We start from the raw sequence: 17331 nt of genomic DNA, 5'->3' as shown, positions 1-17331 counted from the left end.
TCCCAGAACCGAGCACACTTCTGGGCGACATGCATTAGTGGTCGCCAGATTCAGGCCGCGTCGCGGACCTTCTGGATGCGCGAACGGATCGCCTCGATCATCGTCTCGCGGATGACGGTTTCGCCATGCGTCTCGCGCATATGCTCGACGGCGCGGCGCATGACTTCGGCTTCCTCGTCGGCGCGCGTGTGCCAGTCACAGCCGGGAACCAGCGATCCGCATTGGAATTCCTTCATGACTCTTCCTTTCCTAGCGTGGGGTGGTTCGACTTTGGCTGGCCGGCCGCCCCTGATTTTGTCTTGGCAGTCCGGGAGGGAAACGGCGGCGCGCCTCTTCCGGTTGCTCTGCCGGACTACCATAACACGTGTCGACGGTTCGGTTGCATCGAAAGTCCCTGTCCCGGAATGGAGGGAAAGGCGGAGCGCTACGCCCCGCCTTTCCCTGCTGCCTGAGAACTGGACCTTCCGGGCAAGGTCGTTACTTCATGATCTTGACGGCCTCGGCAATCTTGTTCTTGCCGCTCATGTCCCAGGATACGCGGACTTTCTCGCCGGCCTGGATGCCGGGATTCTTGAAGGCTTTGGACAAGGTGAAAGTGGCTCCATCGTCCAGAACAAGGCTCATGGCCGTTCCGTCAAAACTCTTCACGGTGCCGGTGGTGTGCTTGACCGCCGCGAACGCGGCGCCACCGGAGGCGAGAAAGGCGGCGGCTGCCGCCGTCACGATAAGCTTGCGCATGGCATGCTCTCCTGGAATGCGGGCGCCCGTTTGATCAGGCACCCCTCTTTGCTCGGGGCCGTCAAGTCGCGTCGGGTCACGGCCGGCGGAGACAAATGATCTCCGCTTCGACCGCCGGCGCTTCCCGACCCGACGACCTTAAATAACTCAATTTTTTCAAAAGGATATTAGACGAAAAAGATATCGAACCTGCCACATTGCCCGCCAAGATTCGGCGAATGGGACAGCAATGCGGCCATGGCCGAGCTCACCGGATCGTTACGGCCATTTTACCTCGGGCGGCAGGCTGGACAGGATCGAGGCGACATTGCCGCCGGTCTTCAGGCCGAAGATGGTGCCGCGATCGTGAAGCAAGTTGAATTCGACGTAGCGGCCGCGCCGGACGAGCTGTTCGTCGCGCTCGCCATCGGTCCAGTGCTGGTTGAAGTTGCCCCGCACCAGATGGGCATAGACGACGAGGAAGGAGCGTCCGACATCCTGGACGAAATTGAGATCGGCGTTCCAGCCGCCGCTGGCCTCGTCCGAATGCAGCCAATCGAAGAAGATGCCGCCGATGCCGCGCGCCTCGTTGCGGTGCGGCAGGAAGAAATATTCGTCGCACCAGGCTTTGAATTTGGGATAGTCGGCGACGGCGGCGTTCTTCTCGCAGGCGAACTGCATGGCGCGATGGAAGGCGATCGTGTCGGGATCGTCCTGGGTGCGGCGACGGTCGAGCACCGGCGTCAGATCGGCGCCGCCGCCGAACCACTGACGCGTGGTGACGACCATGCGCGTGTTCATGTGCACGGCCGGGACGTTGGGGTTCCAGGGGTGGGCGATCAACGAAATGCCGCTCGCCCAAAAGCGCGGGTCTTCCTCGGCACCGGGAATCTGTTTCCTGAACTCGGACGAGAATTCGCCATAGACGGTCGAGGTGTGCACGCCGACCTTCTCGAAGACGCGACCGCGCATCATCGACATGGTGCCGCCGCCGCCGCGGCCTTCGTCGCGCTCCCAGGGGGTTTTTTCGAAATGGCCGGGCGACCATGACGCTTGCGGGCCGGTGAGCTCCTGCTCGATCTGCTCGAAGGTGGCGCAGATCCGCTCGCGCAAGGCCTCGAACCAGAGGCGGGCCTTCATCTTCTTCTGCTCGATGTCGGCCGGCAGGCCCACCGGAAGGTCAGGTCTTTCCAATTCGGTCTCCAGTCCCAGGCCTACTTGCCTGACAAATGACCTGGTGGAGCGAATTCGACATTTGTACACCGCGTGGCGCAGGGCACGATGCGAATGTCAAATTCGAAAACTCCACTAGAAACAAAAACTTGCTAGCGGCCCTTGCGATTCCGACACCCGCAACGGTCTTGCGGGTATGCAGGCGAGTGTTGGAATCGGACCACTGGTTTTTTCCGCCCGCGATCCCTAATCTCTTGAGGACAAGGGTCAAGTCCTGTCTGATCCAGGTGCAAAGGAGTTTCCTTCGTGCGCACTCCGGCAAGACCGCCGCTGGATGGCTTGAAGAAGAGGCTGGAACGTTCGCGGGCCGAGCGTGCAAACCAGCCGCGCGACGGATTCCTGCGCGAGACCTTCGTGCTGCCGCGGCCGGCGGCGCGCCTCAAGGCGAAAGAGTGGTTCGAGCGTTTTCCGAAGCAGGCCTACTGGACCGAGATCGAAAGCTGGTTCGAACGTCCGGGCGACGTGATCGAGTTCACCATGCGCCGGCTGCCGGCGGCCGATTGAAGCGCGCCGCGATCGTAGCCGGTTCGGCCTCGATATTCACGGGGATTGCCGGGATGGCCGCATCAATGCCCGATAGGCGGCCAGCATGGCGTCGGCCGAACGTCCGGTGTCGACGATCGATTGCCGGGCCGCCGCGCGCATCCGCTCGAGGGCTGCCTCGTCGCCGACCAGCCCGGCAATGCGCGGCGTCAGAGCTTCCGGAGCCGCGACCGGAACGATGAAGCCGTTGATGCCTTCGCGGATGACCAGCGCCGCATCGCCGACATCGGTGGTCGCCACCGGGCAGCCCATCGCCAATGCCTCAAGCATTACCAGCGGCGTGCCTTCGATGCGCGACGACATCACGAGGATGCCGCACGCGGCGTAAAACTGTGGCATTGCCGCGCGATCGACGCGAGGCAAATGATGCACGCGGTCGGCTATGCCGGCGGCACGGGCCGCATCGCGAAACGCGGTCTTCATCTTACCGTCGCCCAGCACGAGGACCCGGACATTGGCGTGGGCGGCGAGGATCGGCGCCACCACCGCCAGGAAGGCGAGAGGGCGTTTTTCCTCGCTCATCCGCCCGACGAAACCGATGACGAAGGTGCCATCCCCGATGCCGAAGCGCCTGCGGGCCGCGCCGAGGTCGACCCCTTGCGGATTGAAGACGCCTTCGTAATCGACGCCGTTGGGGATGACGACCACTGTCCCGGGGCTGGCGCCGCCGCGGGCGAGCGAGCGCCCGATTCTTTCGTTTACCGCGATAAGGCGATGAATGTGCAGCCTAGCACGGAGCGCCGAAGCCAAATGCGCCTTTGGCGCGTCATTGTGCAGAATGTCGTAGCTCAGGATTGCCGGAAAGCGTGCCTTGATCCGCTTCAGATTCTTGTAGAGGAAGCGCGATCCGCTGGACAGGATCGCCTTGGAATCGCGCGAGGCCATAAGCGCGGCGACGAATTCGAACCAATGCCGCCGCTCGACCAAGTCGGGCAAATGGTAGATTTCCGTGGTGATTGCCGCGAATGCCGGCGCCAGCGCCTGGTCGCCGGTCTCGGTGGTGACGATGCTGAGGCGCCATTCGGCCTTGAGGCTGTCGAGGATGTCGGCCAGCAGCACCTCGGCGCCGCCCATCGGCAGCCAGGGCACCAGGACGAGCAAATGCGGACGCAAGTCGCCAAGATCTTCCGGCGAGCGCGCCAGGGCGGAAAACGGCTCTGAAGACGCAGCAGCGGAAGGCCTCCGGCGCCGAAGGCGGGCCATCAGCCGGCGCCATTTGTCGATCGGGTGCGACCAGTTCCTGGCGACCTCCGTCCAAGCGGAGTGCAGGGACGGCAGGGCCGGGCCGTCGCGGGTCATGCCTGCTCGGCGCTCCAGAGCGCCTCATGCGCGGGGGTCGGGATGCGCTGCGCTGGCGTGAACGGCTTTATCGAGGCCGGCAGTTCGACGAACTGGCTCGGATACAGCGCGGCAAGCGCCAATTTGTCGGCCGCCGCGCCGATGGGCCAGATCGAGCGCCGCGCCTTCAGCCACGCGGCAAGCTGCTCGAATCTCGCAAGCCCGGGCGCCCGGACCCGCCAGGCCGAGGCATAATGCAGATCTTCGTAGAAGGCGATGCGCCAGCGCGCCCGCAGGGCGTCGTAGTGCCGCAACACGATCTTGAGGACCACCATGTGGTCGATATGCCCGCCGATGGCCATCGGACAGAAGAGCCAGGGCCGTCGATCCTTTGGCCATTCCGTTGCCGCCGCGAAAATCGCCGCGATGACGGCGCCGTCGAGCCGCCGCGCGTCGTCCTCCGCCTTGGCGGTGTCGAAGGGGGCATGGCCGCGCAGCGGCGCCTCGTCGAGCCCGCCGAAATACAGGCGCAGGCCAACTTGGCTGGCAAAGGCAAGATCTTCGCGCTGGCGCAGGCTGGAAATCGCAGCGATGCGCTCGTCACCATGCGCGGCGACCGTCCGCGGCCGGGCCACATAGCCGGACTTCGAGAACAAGGTGAGCAGAACGCCTTTTCGCCGCCTGAGCGCGAAGGCTCCAAGCGAAAAGCAGATGTCGTCGCAATGGGGGGCGAGGTAGAGATCATGCGCCGAAGCTTCGGCGAGGCCGGCTGGGGAAGGCCGCTGGCGCGAGGCGAAATCCTGCGCGGCGAGGTTCAGGTCGTACAAGGCCTTCGGACCGAAGGACGCGATGGCGCTCCAACTCATGCCGCTGCGATCCACCGGGTTGCGGAAAAGATAGACGTCGAAGGCGTTCTCCTGCAGGCCAAGAGCCTTGTCTTGCAGTGACCATTTTTGGGATGATCTCGACAGCGGGATATTTGTCGCGTTTGAGAAACAAGCATTTAGGCGGCTCCGCTCAGCGCTCGACCAACAGCCGTCTCGCTCCCGACCCTTGGGCGCTCAGCCGATCTTCCTTGTTTCTCAGCGGGCATTTGTCGATCGACATGCAGCCGCAGCCGATGCAATCGGTCAGCCCATCGCGCAGTTTCTTGAGCTGAGCGATCTTCTGGTCGAGCTCGTCGCGCCAGGCTGTCGAAAGCAGGTTCCAGTCCTCGCGCGTTGGGGTGCGGCCCTCCGGCAGGGATTGAAATGCCGCGGCGATGTCGGCAAGCGAGATGCCGACCTCCTGGGCGACACGGATGATCGCCACACGCCGTAGCACGTCGCGGCTGTAGCGCCGCTGATTGCCGGACGTGCGATGGCTACGGATCAGCCCGCGCGCCTCGTAGAAATGCAGCGCCGATACCGCAACGCCGCTGCGCATCGCCACCTGACCAACCGTCAATTCCCTTACCGGAGTCATTCTCAAATTCCCGCTTGACCTCAAGTTAAGTTGAGCTTGTAGCCAGAGAGCGACGACATGGCAAATGCAGGAGAAGGCGATGTGCGCCTGGGCAAGAATGACGGCCGAAGGGACGGGGATTCGGGATAGCGCCGAAGCGCGAAAGCTGGCTCGTTGTTTCGACGCAATTCCGAACGGAAAACCGTTTCACACTTTTCCTGGAATTGCTTTAGCCGATCTGGCGGAGCGCTTCACCCGCGACCATGGCGACGGACAGCGCGACATTGATGCTGCGCGCGCCCGGCCGCATCGGAATGGTCAGTCGCGCGTCCGCCGCCTGATGGACCTCTTCCGTCACGCCCGCGGATTCGCGGCCGAACAGGAGAATATCGCCGGCGGCAAAGGCGAAGTTCGTATAGGCGCTGGTGGTCTTGGTGGTGAGCAGCACGAGGCGGCGCGCGCTGGTTTTTCGCCACGCCTCGAAGGCGTGCCAGTCGGCATGGCGGGAAAGCGCCGCCATTTCGAGGTAGTCCATGCCGGCCCGTTTCAGCGCCCGGTCGGAGAGCGGGAAACCGGCCGGCTCGATGATGTCGACGCCGATGTCGAGGCAGGCGGCGAAGCGCAGGATTGTCCCGGTGTTGCCGGCGATATCCGGCTGGTAGAGCGCGACGCGGAGACGGTCGTTCATTTTCGCATCCTGCTAATAAGTGGCAGATCGGCCACAGGCATCTCTGGCTTTCGGCGATTTCTGGACTGGCGGGTGGCCATTTTCTGCGAAGTCGAGTATATGCCCACCATCGTCAACCCGAACCGAATGGAGGGGAACACATGATGACCATGCACATCCAGCTCCCATCCGGGGCTCACGTATGCCCGCCGGCGGTTTCGGTACGACGATTCTTCTGACACTTTAAGTCCTGATCGCACCGATTCCCGCCGAACCCAGTTTTCGGCCTTCGAAGGAATCTTGCGATGTTTTTCAAACTGCCAAAGGGGCGCCGCGCCCCAGCTGAACGTGTCGAGGCCGACGCTTGCCGCGTCCCAATCGACGCTTGCCGTCCCGTCCCGACCGATTCGATCCGCGCCTTCGGTCGAATGCCGGTGGTCGAGGCCGCATCACCCTTTTTAACGCATTTGCATATGGAGGACGGACCAATGTTCGATCCCTACAAAATACCGGGGTCAAGAAGCCTGCACGAGCGCAAGGTGGCGACCTGGGCGCTGCTGATCGGCGAGACCTATTCGTCGGCGGTGCATGCCGAGGAACGCCGCAGGCCGCATCGCGGCATGCTGCCGGATGTCGATTTCTCGCGCGCGGTGCCCGATCACAGCCGACCCACGCTGGTGCGCCGGATCATCCGTCTGATCCGGCCCGGTGACCGGAACCGGGCGGGCTGCGGCTTTTCATCGGCAAGCTCGGGGTCGTCAGGATCGTCGAACGAGCCTGTCGGCGAAATGCCGGCGAAACCCTATATTGCGCGCAGCAGGGACGGCGACGCGGATGATTCCGTGTCGCCGGCCCGCAATGCCTCGCGGCCGCAAAGCCTTGCCCATCAATCCCGCGCCGCGTGAGCGCATAGACAAGTCGAGTGCCTGAAATGTTCCGCTGGTTTGAAAACAGGCTCAATCCGTTTCCCGCCGCGGAGCCGGTCGAGCCGCCGAAGACGCTGGTCGCCTTCTGCGTGCATCATACGCGCGGGGCCTGGCCCTATATCATTGTCGACGGGTTGCTGGTGACGGCGATCTCCATCGCCGAAGTGTGGATGTTCGGCTTCATGGGCCGCATCGTCGACTGGCTGTCGGGGCAGAACCGCGAAACCTTCCTGCAGACCGAGAGCTGGAAGCTCGCCGGCATGGCTTTCATCGTGCTGTTCGCGCTGCCGGGCACGGTCTGGCTGCATTCGCTGCTCAACCAGCAGACGCTAATGGGCAATTATCCCATGCGCATCCGCTGGCAGGTGCATCGCTATCTCTTGAAGCAGTCGATGGCCTTCTATCAGGACGAGTTCGCCGGCCGCATCGCCACCAAGCTGATGCAGACGGCACTCGCCGTGCGCGAATGCGTGATCAAGCTCATCGACGTCTTGAACTACGTCGTCGTCTACTTCCTCGGCATGCTGTTCATCGTCGGCTCGGCCGACTTGCGGCTGGCCGCACCGCTCGCCCTCTGGCTGGTCGGCTATATCTTGCTCCTGCGCTTTTTCATCCCGCGGCTGGGCAAGGTCGGCGAGGAGCAGGCCAATGCGCGCTCGACCATGACCGGCCGCGTCGTCGACAGCTACACCAATATCCAGACGGTGAAGCTGTTTTCGCATGCGCGCCGCGAGGCGACCTTCGCCAAAGAGGGCATGGCGAGCTTCCTCGACACCGTCTACCGCTCGATGCGGCTGGTGACGGTGCTCTACGGCCTGCTATACATCCTGAATTCCCTGCTTCTGTTCTCCGTCACGGCGATCTCGCTGTGGCTGTGGCTCGGCCAGGCGGTGACGATCGGCGCCGTCGCCGTGGTCATCGGCCTGGTGCTGCGCATGTGGGGCATGTCGCAGTGGATCATGTGGGAAATGTCCGGGCTGTTCGAGAATATCGGCACGGTCCAGGACGGCATCCAGTCGATCTCGCTGCCGCGCTTGGTCGAGGACAGGCCGGGCGCGAAGGACATCGCCGTCAGCCAGGGCGAGATCCGTTTCGACGATATCGGCTTCCACTACGGCAAGCAGAAAGGCGTCATCGAGAAGCTGTCGCTCACCGTGAGGCCGGGCGAGAAGGTCGGCATTGTCGGCCGCTCCGGCGCCGGCAAGTCGACGCTGGTCAACCTTTTGCTGCGCTTCTACGACCTGGAAAGCGGCAGGATCCTGGTCGATGGCCAGGAGATAGCCGCCGTGACCCAGGATTCGCTGCGCGCGCAGATCGGCATGGTGACGCAGGACACCTCGCTACTGCACCGCTCGGTGAAGGAGAACATCCTCTACGGCCGGCCCGACGCGACCGACGAGATGCTCACCGAGGCGGCGCGCCGGGCGGAGGCGCTCGATTTCATCGGCGGGCTTTCGGACCACAACGGCCGCAAGGGATTCGACGCCCATGTCGGCGACCGCGGCGTCAAATTGTCCGGCGGCCAGCGGCAGCGCATCGCGATCGCCCGCGTCATGCTGAAGGACGCGCCGATCCTGATCCTCGACGAGGCGACCTCGGCGCTCGATTCGGAAGCCGAGGCGGCCATCCAGGAGAACCTCTACAAGCTGATGCAGGGCAAGACCGTCATCGCCATCGCGCACCGGCTGTCGACGATTGCGGCGATGGACAGGCTCGTCGTCATGGACAAGGGCCGCATCATCGAGGAAGGCTCGCATGAGGAACTCGTCGCCAAGGGCGGGCTCTACGCCCAGCTCTGGCAGCGCCAGTCCGGCGGCTTCCTGCTCGATGAAGCGCCGGCTGAGTCCGATGCGAAGGCGCCTCAATCCGAGATGGCAGCGGAGTAACGCGATCGCGATTGCAGCAATTCCAGGAAAAGTGCGTAGCGGTTTTCCGTCTGGAATTCTCGCAAAACAAAGACTTGGAGCGCCCGACGGTTCTGTCGGGCCGCTCCGGCATCAAGGTTACGGCGATTGCGGGGAATCGATCCCGGGCGTAACCACGACCTGGTCAGAGGCCTGCCTCGACCCGGTCAGAGGCCCGTCGGCGACCATTCGGGTGCCGGCGGGTTTCCGGCGTCTATGAGAGAAAAATGTTCGACCGCATCTTCACCTGGTTCGAAAGCCGTTATTCGCCGGTGGCGCTGGCCGAAGACCGGCAGCCGCCAATGGGGCTCTGGCGGTTCTACTGGTATTTCATAAGGCAGTTTCGCGCCGCCTATTGGTTGCGCATGATCATCGTTGCGGTCGCGGCGATAGTGGACGCGATGCTGCCGATTTTCGTCGGGCTGATCGTGGGCCTGCTCTCCAGCACCACGCCGGGCGATTTCTTCGCCGCGCATGGGCCGCTGCTCGTCATGATGGCGATCGTCGTGTCGCTGCGTCCGCTCGCGATGGTCATCGACGCGCTCATCCGCAACCACGCCATCGCGCCGAACCTCATCGACCTCATCCGCTGGCAGAGCCATTGGCATGTCGTGCGCCAGGACTGGTCGTTCTTCCAGAACGACTTCGCCGGCCGCATTGGAACAAAGGTCATGCAAAGCGGCGATTCAGTGGAGATGAGCGTCAATCTCACCGTCGATGCCGTCTGGTACGCGCTGGTCTTCGTTGCGGTTGCCATCGTGGTGCTGGCGCGGCTCGACCCGCTTCTCTTGGCCGTGGTGGCGGTGTGGCTGGTGTTCTACTGCCTGATCTTCTGGTTTGCGATGCCGAGGATCACCCAGCGCTCGTCCCAACTGTCGGAGCGGTGGTCGCAGGTGAGCGGCCGTATGGTCGACAGCTACACCAACATCCTGACGCTGAAGACATTCTCGACCGGCGAGCATGAAGACAAATATGTCTCGCAAGCGGTGGCCGAGCACGCCGACACGTTTTACCGGCTGATGCGCGTTTTCACGCTGATGTGGTCGGCCTTGTTCGTCCTCAACGCGGCGCTGCTTGTCGCCATAAGCTGGCTGGCGCTCGCGGGCTGGAACGCCGGCGCCATGACCACGGCGGCGGTGGCGACGGCGATACCCTTCGCGCTGCAGATCGCCAACATCTCCGGCAGGATCCTCGATGTCGGCGCCAACGTCTTCCGGCAGATCGGCGTCGCCAGCAATTCGATGACGACGATCGCGCGTCCCATCACCATGCAGGACCAGCCTGATGCACCGGCCCTCGTCGTGACTGCCGGCGGCATCGAGTTCGACCGGGTGAACTTCAACTATTGGCGCAAGGACGGCAAAGGCGGCGTCATCGACGATCTGTCGCTGACGATCGCGCCGGGCGAGCGGGTCGGCCTGATCGGGCGTTCCGGCGCCGGCAAGTCGACGCTGGTCAACCTCGTGCTGCGGCTATTCGACGTGCAGGACGGCAAGGTGCTGATCGACGGACAGGACATCCGCAACGTGTCGCAGGAGAGCGTTCGGGCTGCGATCGGCTTCGTCAACCAGGACACCTCGCTTTTGCATCGATCCGTCCGCGAGAACCTCAAATATGGCCGCCAGTCGGCCAGCGACGAGGCGATGTTCAGCGCTGCGAAAGCCGCGCAGATCGACGATGTGATCGCGGGACTGACCGATCCGCATGGGCAAAGCGGCTATGAGGCGCTCGTCGGCGAGCGCGGGGTGAAGCTGTCCGGCGGCCAGCGGCAACGCATCGCGATTGCCCGCGTTATGCTGAAGGATGCGCCGATCCTCATTCTCGACGAGGCCACGTCCGCGCTCGATTCGGAGGTTGAGGCCGCCATCCAGGAGAACCTCTACAAGCTCATGCAGGGCAAGACCGTCATCGCCATCGCCCATCGCCTGTCGACGATTGCGGCGATGGACCGGCTCGTCGTCATGGACAAGGGCCGCATCATCGAGGACGGCTCGCATGAGGTGCTGATCGCCAAAGGCGGGCTCTACGCTCAGCTCTGGCGGCGCCAGTCGGGCGGGTTCCTGCTCGAGGAAAAGCCGGTCGCCGACGGTTTGGCGACGAAAGGTGAAGCCGCCCAATGATGCAGGCCATCTATCGCTGGTTCGAGCACTGGGTCTACCCGTTCCGCGAGCCCGCGAATCTGCGGCCGCCCGCCAGCGTCGGCGCCTTCCTCTGGCACTATGTCGGGCAGGCGAAGCTCGCCTTCTTCGCCATGCTGATCATCGGCGGCATTGCGCCGCTGGTCGAAGCCGGCCTGTTCTATTTCGTCGGAAGGCTGGTCGATATCCTCGATCAATTGCCGGGCGACCGCAGCTGGCACGCACTTTGGGCCGCGGCCGGCCCCGAGCTGTTGTTCATGGGGGCGGTGGTGCTCGTCATCCGCACCGCGGTCGTCGGCCTTTCGGCGCTGGTCGACGAGCAGACGATCACGCCCGGCTTCTACAATCTGGTGCGCTGGCAGGCGCACCGGCATGTCTCGCGCCAGTCCTACGCCTTCTTCCAGAACGATTTCGCCGGCCGCATCGCAACCAAGGTCTGGCAGGCGGGGCAGGCGACGGGCGACCTGATGGAAAGCTTCATCGAGGTGGTCTGGTTCATGATCGTCTACACGGTCACGACGCTGGCGCTGGTCGCGGGGCTGGATCTGCGGCTGGCGGTCATGGTGGTGGTGTGGATCGCCGCGTTCGGCTGGCTGGCCAAGCTCTACCTGCCGGCGATCCGCAAACATGCCGAGGCGACCGCCGAGGCCGGCTCGATGATCACCGGCCGCATCGTCGATTCCTATTCCAACGTGCAGACGCTGAAGCTGTTTTCGGCCGATGGCGACGACCGTTATATCCGCAACGGCTTCGACATCTATCTCGACGCGCTGCGGCCGTTCACGCGCCGGCTGACCGGCGTGCGCATGGCGCTCACCATGCTCTCCGGCGTCATGATCACGGCGATCGCGGCCTTCGCCATCTATCTGTGGGTCGAAGGCTCGATCACCGTCGGCGCCGTCGCCTTCACCCTGTCGCTGGTGCTGAGGCTCAACATGCTGCTCGGCCGCCTGATGATGCAGCTCAACAGCATCCTGCGAAATCTCGGCGTGCTGGAGAATTCCAAGGCGCTGATCTCGCAGCCGCTGGGCTTGACCGACGCGCCGGACGCCGGAGAACTGATCGTCACCGGCGGCCGCATCGACGTCAGCAACGTCACCTTCCACTACGGCAAGGGGGCGGGCGTGCTCGACGGAATCGATCTCATGGTGCGTCCGGGCGAAAAGGTCGGTCTGGTCGGCCCGTCGGGCGCTGGCAAGACGACGTTGGCAAACCTGATCCTGCGCCTCTACGACCTGGAAGGCGGCCAGATCCTGATCGACGGCCAGGATATCGCGCATGTGACGCAGAACTCGCTGCGCGGCAATATCGGCGTCGTCAGCCAGGATACCGCGCTTTTCCACCGCTCGCTGCGCGACAACATCAAGCTCGGCATGCCGGACGCCACCGATGCGCAGGTGATCGCCGCCGCCCGGAAGGCCGAGGCGCATGATTTCATCCTGGGGCTCCGCGACAACCGCGATCGCGCCGGCTACGAGGCCTATGTCGGCGAGCGCGGCGTGAAACTCTCGGGCGGCCAGCGGCAGCGCGTCGCCATCGCGCGCGTGTTCCTCAAGGATGCGCCGATCCTGATTCTCGACGAGGCGACCTCGGCGCTCGATTCGGACATCGAGGCGGCAATCCAGGAGAATCTGACCAGGCTGATGGAAAACAAGACCGTGATCGCCATCGCGCACCGGCTATCGACGATCGCGGCGCTCGACAGGCTGGTGGTGCTCGACGGCGGCCGCATCGTCGAACAGGGCACGCATGACGAGCTGGTGGCGCTCGACGGACTCTATGCGCGGCTCTGGAAACGACAGTCCGGCGGCTTCCTGTTCAACGAGGAAAGCGCGCTGGAAGAGACGCGGCCGGCGGAGTAGAACGGCACCATGTCGGTACGCATGCCCACCAATTTCGGACGGTCAGGCGCGCAGGAAAGCGCGCTCGACCTGCTCGGCCACGAAATCCTCGCCGAAAAAGCCGCCGCGCTCGGCCGCGCCGGCCAGCGCGTGGAGGAAACCCTTGCCAAATTGCGCGAGGGCGGCGAGGGCGAGCATCGCAACCGGCTGCTGAAGGAGGCGGCCGCGGCCGTGCACGGCTATTTCATCCAGCGCGAGCTTTGCGGTCTGCGCAAGCACGATGCCGTGATCCGCGAGTACGACATCCCGAGGGCTATTCTGGTCAGGCTGGGCGCCAGCTAAAACCGCTATTCCAGCCACTCGGTGATGAAGTGGCCGTTCTCGTGGATGTCGGTGCTTTCGAGCGGACCGGGGCCGAGATTGGTGAATTTGTGCGGCGTGTCCGGCGGCACGATCAGGATCTGCCCGGCCGTGGCCTTGATCTCCCGGTCGCCGACCGTGAACAGGCCGGTGCCGGAGCGGATGACGAAGATTTCCGCATAGGGATGCTTGTGCAGGCGCGGGCCGCCGCCGACCGTCGGCTGATAGTTGAAGATCAGGCAGGAATTGGCGCCGAACTGGCCGCATTGCAGCTCGCCTTTCCAGCGGTCGGAGGCCTCGGCCCAGCTCTCGCGTTCGATGACATGCGCCATGGCGGGACAATAGACCGGGCCAGGAGCCGATGTCGAGGCGAACACCGGCCCGATTTCTCCCCGGATTTCCCGCTGTTTCACCCCGTCCGGCGGCCTGGCGGGGATGCGCCGGCCGTGGCGGCCGCGCATCCCCGCGACAATCTGCCCTTGTGCCTTCACCCGACTGGACAAAAACGGGCCGCACGCATAAACCGAAAATCCAAATGCCGGAGGAATTCGCTAGCCTGTTCGCCATGCGCTGTCGGGCAGGTGCGATTGAGCGGGGACAAGGCTCGGCCTCCGGTTAGGAAGAGGCGAAAGGATCAGGCACCCGTGAGCGCAACCGACATCCACGATCCCAACCGTCGCGATTTTCTCTACGTAGCCACCGGCATGGCCGCCGTTGTCGGCGCTGGAGCCGTCGCGTGGCCGTTCATCGATCAGATGCGCCCCGACGCCTCGACGCTGGCGCTGGCCTCGGTCGAGGTCGACGTCGCCTCGCTGCAGCCCGGTTCTTCGCTGATCGTCAAGTGGCGCGGCAAGCCGGTGGTGGTGCGCAACCGCACCGAAAAGGAAATGAAGGACGGCGAAGCCGTCAATCTCGCCGATCTCAAGGATCCGATCGCGCGCAACGCCAACCTGCCATCCGACGCGCCGGCGACAGACGCCAACCGCACCACGCCCGGCAAGGAAGCCTGGATGGTCATGGTCCAGGTCTGCACGCATCTGGGCTGCATCCCGCTCGGCCAGGAAGGCGATTTCGGCGGCTGGTTCTGCCCATGCCACGGTTCGCAATACGATACCGCCGGCCGCATCCGCAAAGGCCCGGCGCCGGAGAACATGGCGATCCCGGTATTCAAGTTCATTTCCGATACCAAGATCCTTATCGGTTGAGGCAGGGGATATTTCGATGAGCGAGGGACACTCGACCTATACGCCCAAGACCGGTATCGAGCGCTGGTTCGACGCGCGCATGCCGCTGCCGCGGCTGATCCATGACAGCTTCGTCTCCTATCCGGTGCCGCGCAACCTCAACTACATGTGGACGTTCGGCGGCATCCTGTCGATCATGCTGGTCGCGCAGATCCTGACCGGCATCGTCTTGGCGATGCACTATACGTCCGACACCAATCTCGCCTTCGATTCGGTCGAGAAGATCATGCGTGACGTCAACTCCGGCTGGCTCCTGCGCTATATGCATGCCAACGGCGCCTCGTTCTTCTTCATCGCGGTCTATCTCCACATCTTCCGCGGCCTGTTCTACGGCTCCTACAAGGCGCCGCGCGAGCTTCTGTGGATCCTCGGCTGCATCATCTACCTCCTGATGATGGCGACCGGCTTCATGGGCTATGTGCTGCCCTGGGGTCAGATGAGCTTCTGGGGCGCCACCGTCATCACCGGCTTCTTCAGCGCCATCCCGCTGGTCGGCAACTGGATCCAGCAGCTGCTGCTCGGCGGCTTCGCCGTCGACGACCCGACGCTGAACCGCTTCTTCGCGCTGCATTACCTGCTTCCGTTCATGATCGCCGGCGTCGTCGTGCTGCACATCTGGGCGCTGCATGTCGTGGGCCAGTCGAACCCGACCGGCATCGAGGTCAAGTCGAAGACGGACACCGTCGCCTTCACGCCCTATGCGACCATCAAGGACGCGTTCGGCATGATCGTGTTCCTGTTCGTGTTCGCCTATTTCGTCTTCTACCTGCCGAACTATCTCGGCCATGCCGACAACTATATCGTCGCCAACCCGTTGAAGACGCCGGCCCATATCGTTCCGGAATGGTACTTCCTGCCGTTCTACGCGATCCTGCGCGCCATCACCTTCAATGTTGGGCCGATCAACTCCAAGCTCGGCGGCGTGCTGTGCATGTTCGGCGCCATCGTCATGCTGTTCCTGGTGCCGTGGCTCGACACCTCCAAGGTGCGCTCGGCGGTCTATCGTCCCTGGTACAAGCTGTTCTTCTGGCTGTTCGTGGCCGACGCCATCCTGCTTGGCTGGCTGGGCTCGCAGCCGGCGGAAGGCGCTTACGTGTTCATGGCGCAGATGGCGACGCTGTTCTACTTTGCCTTCTTCCTGATCATCCTGCCGGTCCTCGGCCTGATCGAGACGCCCAGGCGGCTGCCGAACTCGATCACCGAAGCGGTGCTGGAAAAGAACAAGGGCGGCAGCGGACATCCGGCGGGCGCCACGGCCGCACCACAGACCAAGGGCTGAGCGGTAGAGAATCTAAGGGGATTTGGCATGAAGAAGATTCTCACCTCGCTGGCGCTGCTCGGCCTTGTCGTCGCGGGCACCGCGGCCTTCGCCGCCGAAGAGGAGCACAATGCGGCGGCACCGACGCATTTCCCGATCAACGAACCGAAGGAAATGAGCTGGAGCTTCTCGGGACCGTTCGGCACCTATGACAAGGGCCAGCTGCAGCGCGGCTTCAAGGTCTACAAGGAAGTCTGCTCGGCCTGCCATTCGATGAACCTGGTGGCCTTCCGCACGCTTCAGGGGCCGACGGGGCTCGGCTATTCCGAGGCCCAGATCAAGTCGCTGGCCGCGAGCTACACGATCCATGACGGCCCCAACGATGCCGGCGACATGTTCGACCGTCCCGGCAAGCCCTCCGACTATTTCCCGGCGCCGTTCCCGAACGAACAGGCGGCGGCTTCGGCCAATGGCGGCGCCGCGCCGCCGGACATGTCGCTGCTGGCCAAGGCGCGCGGCGTCGAGCGTGGCTTCCCGCAGTTCGTCTTCGACATTTTCACCCAGTATGACGCGGGCGGCCCCGACTACATCCACTCGCTGCTGACCGGCTACGACCAGACACCGCCAGCCGGCATGGTTATCCCGGAGGGCACGCACTACAACCCGTACTTCATGTCGGGCGTGTCGCTGAAAATGCCCAAGCCGCTCTCCGACGGCCAGGTGACCTATGACGACGGCGCGCCGCAGACGGTCGACCAATATTCGCGCGACGTGGCAACTTTCCTGGCCTGGGCAGCTGAGCCGCATATGGAAGAGCGCAAGAAGACCGGCTTCCGCGTGCTTTTCTTCCTGCTGGCATTTGGCATTCTAGTCTATCTCACCAAGCGCAGGGTGTGGGCTGACGTGGCGCACTGAGCCGCGACCGGCTGCAAGCTTTCGAAGGGCGCCGCGAGGCGCCCTTTTTCTTTGGGGTATTCCCCTACGCTTTCAATCCGACCGCGCGAGCCCAAGCGGCACTGATCCTTTGCCGGATGCGCTTGTCTCGGGCGCTGCATCGCGGTAGCCGTTGTGGGTTGCGTCACCGGATGCGCGCCGCAACTCACAGCCGATAGCCAGATCGCGGAGCCTCCGTCTGATGAAACCCTCCCTCGAAGACACGCTGCTTGCGGCGATCCGCACCATTCCGGACTATCCCAAGCCCGGTATCCTGTTTCGCGACATCACCACGCTGCTTGGCAATGCGCGCGCCTTCCGCCGCGCCATCGACGAGCTGGTGCATCCTTATGCCGGGCTGAAGATCGACAAGATCGCCGGCATCGAGGCGCGCGGCTTCATCCTGGGGGGTGCGGTGGCGCACCAGTTGTCGGCCGGCTTCGTGCCGATCCGCAAGAAGGGCAAGCTGCCTTACGAGACGGTGCGCGTGGCCTACAGCCTCGAATACGGGCTTGACGAGATGGAGATGCACAAGGACGGCGTTGCGCCCGGCGAGAAGGTGATCCTGGTCGACGACCTGATCGCCACCGGCGGCACGGCGGAAGCGGCGGTGAAGCTACTGAGGCAGATCGGCGCCGATATCGTCGCCGCCTGCTTCGTCATCGACCTGCCGGATCTCGGCGGCCGCAAGAAGCTGGAAGCATTCGGGGTGCCGGTGCGGACGCTGATCGGCTTCGAGGGGCATTAGCGCGGACTTCCCCTTCTCCCCTAAAGCACGTCGCGTTTAATTGGCCTCATATCCGGCAGCTTTGAAGAAGTTTCTGCACTGTAGCGGGTCGAACAGGT

Annotated in this window: 18 protein-coding genes; 10 read left to right on the top strand and 8 right to left on the bottom strand. The window is 63.8% G+C overall.

All coding sequences use genetic code 11. The annotated features are described in order from the left end of the window. Positions 1-50: 50 nt before the first annotated feature. The 3 genes from FJ471_RS30630 to hemF all read right to left on the bottom strand — a co-directional run bounded on the left by FJ471_RS30630 (position 51) and on the right by hemF (position 1911). A complete protein-coding gene (locus FJ471_RS30630; protein ID WP_008877709.1) occupies positions 51-236 on the bottom strand; it encodes a DUF1059 domain-containing protein in 186 nt (61 codons plus the stop codon). Positions 237-477: 241 nt separating this feature from the next. Next, a complete protein-coding gene (locus FJ471_RS30625) occupies positions 478-738 on the bottom strand; it encodes a DUF1344 domain-containing protein (RefSeq protein WP_140809008.1) in 261 nt (86 codons plus the stop codon). A gap of 258 nt (positions 739-996) precedes the next feature. Next, positions 997-1911, bottom strand: coding sequence for an oxygen-dependent coproporphyrinogen oxidase (gene hemF, locus FJ471_RS30620; protein ID WP_140809006.1), 915 nt, complete (start codon positions 1909-1911; stop codon positions 997-999). A 285-nt stretch (positions 1912-2196) separates the two neighbouring features. Here hemF and FJ471_RS30615 point away from each other — a divergent pair, with 285 nt between their 5' ends. After that, on the top strand, positions 2197-2454 hold the full coding sequence (locus FJ471_RS30615) for a hypothetical protein (protein ID WP_140809004.1): 258 nt from the start codon (positions 2197-2199) through the stop codon (positions 2452-2454). A 36-nt stretch (positions 2455-2490) separates the two neighbouring features. Here the strand turns inward: FJ471_RS30615 and FJ471_RS30610 are convergent, their stop codons facing one another. From FJ471_RS30610 to FJ471_RS30595, 4 genes are all read right to left on the bottom strand, one after another. Continuing rightward, entirely contained in the window at positions 2491-3792 is a 1302-nt protein-coding gene (locus FJ471_RS30610; protein ID WP_140809001.1) for a glycosyltransferase family 4 protein, read from the bottom strand. Next, entirely contained in the window at positions 3789-4637 is an 849-nt protein-coding gene (locus FJ471_RS30605; protein ID WP_140808999.1) for a hypothetical protein, read from the bottom strand. The genes FJ471_RS30610 and FJ471_RS30605 overlap by 4 nt, the downstream gene beginning before the upstream one ends. Before the next feature lie 151 nt (positions 4638-4788). After that, the gene (gene soxR / locus FJ471_RS30600) at positions 4789-5235 is read right to left on the bottom strand and encodes a redox-sensitive transcriptional activator SoxR (RefSeq protein WP_140808997.1); all 447 of its coding nucleotides are present in this window, start codon (positions 5233-5235) and stop codon (positions 4789-4791) included. A gap of 208 nt (positions 5236-5443) precedes the next feature. Continuing rightward, positions 5444-5902: a tRNA (cytidine(34)-2'-O)-methyltransferase gene (locus tag FJ471_RS30595; RefSeq protein WP_140808995.1), complete on the bottom strand. Its 459-nt coding sequence runs from the start codon at positions 5900-5902 to the stop codon at positions 5444-5446. 467 nt (positions 5903-6369) lie between these two features. Here FJ471_RS30595 and FJ471_RS30590 point away from each other — a divergent pair, with 467 nt between their 5' ends. The 5 genes from FJ471_RS30590 (at position 6370) to FJ471_RS30570 (ending at position 13032) form a co-directional block, all read left to right on the top strand. Beyond that, the gene (locus tag FJ471_RS30590) at positions 6370-6786 is read left to right on the top strand and encodes a hypothetical protein (protein ID WP_140808993.1); all 417 of its coding nucleotides are present in this window, start codon (positions 6370-6372) and stop codon (positions 6784-6786) included. A 26-nt stretch (positions 6787-6812) separates the two neighbouring features. Further along, positions 6813-8693 (top strand): ABC transporter ATP-binding protein, encoded by a 1881-nt coding sequence (locus FJ471_RS30585; RefSeq protein ID WP_140808991.1) that lies wholly within the window; start codon positions 6813-6815, stop codon positions 8691-8693. Positions 8694-8938: 245 nt separating this feature from the next. After that, on the top strand, positions 8939-10831 hold the full coding sequence (locus tag FJ471_RS30580; protein ID WP_140808989.1) for an ABC transporter ATP-binding protein: 1893 nt from the start codon (positions 8939-8941) through the stop codon (positions 10829-10831). Beyond that, positions 10828-12711 (top strand): ABC transporter ATP-binding protein, encoded by a 1884-nt coding sequence (locus FJ471_RS30575; protein WP_140808987.1) that lies wholly within the window; start codon positions 10828-10830, stop codon positions 12709-12711. Before FJ471_RS30580 ends, FJ471_RS30575 begins: the two co-directional genes overlap by 4 nt. Positions 12712-12720: 9 nt before the next feature. Next, positions 12721-13032, top strand: a complete 312-nt coding sequence (locus tag FJ471_RS30570; RefSeq protein WP_140808985.1) for a DUF6665 family protein — start codon at positions 12721-12723, stop codon at positions 13030-13032. A 5-nt stretch (positions 13033-13037) separates the two neighbouring features. Here the strand turns inward: FJ471_RS30570 and FJ471_RS30565 are convergent, their stop codons facing one another. Further along, positions 13038-13382, bottom strand: coding sequence for a cupin domain-containing protein (locus tag FJ471_RS30565; protein ID WP_140809010.1), 345 nt, complete (start codon positions 13380-13382; stop codon positions 13038-13040). A gap of 312 nt (positions 13383-13694) precedes the next feature. Between FJ471_RS30565 and petA the strand changes: the two genes are divergently transcribed. The 4 genes from petA to FJ471_RS30545 all read left to right on the top strand — a co-directional run bounded on the left by petA (position 13695) and on the right by FJ471_RS30545 (position 17233). After that, positions 13695-14255 (top strand): ubiquinol-cytochrome c reductase iron-sulfur subunit, encoded by a 561-nt coding sequence (gene petA / locus FJ471_RS30560; protein ID WP_112099424.1) that lies wholly within the window; start codon positions 13695-13697, stop codon positions 14253-14255. A 16-nt stretch (positions 14256-14271) separates the two neighbouring features. After that, a complete protein-coding gene (locus FJ471_RS30555; RefSeq protein WP_140808983.1) occupies positions 14272-15573 on the top strand; it encodes a cytochrome b N-terminal domain-containing protein in 1302 nt (433 codons plus the stop codon). A 27-nt stretch (positions 15574-15600) separates the two neighbouring features. Further along, positions 15601-16467 (top strand): cytochrome c1, encoded by an 867-nt coding sequence (locus tag FJ471_RS30550; protein ID WP_140808981.1) that lies wholly within the window; start codon positions 15601-15603, stop codon positions 16465-16467. Between the two features lie 220 nt (positions 16468-16687). Next, positions 16688-17233 carry an adenine phosphoribosyltransferase gene (locus FJ471_RS30545; protein ID WP_140808979.1) on the top strand — a complete coding sequence of 182 codons (546 nt, stop codon included), beginning with the start codon at positions 16688-16690 and terminating at the stop codon, positions 17231-17233. The last annotated feature ends 98 nt before the right edge of the window (positions 17234-17331 follow it).

This window comes from Mesorhizobium sp. B2-7-1 (assembly GCF_006440735.1).
Classification (GTDB): domain Bacteria; phylum Pseudomonadota; class Alphaproteobacteria; order Rhizobiales; family Rhizobiaceae; genus Mesorhizobium.
The sequence above is the reverse complement of the archived record's forward strand: the minus strand, read 5'-3'. Positions and strand labels throughout refer to the sequence as shown.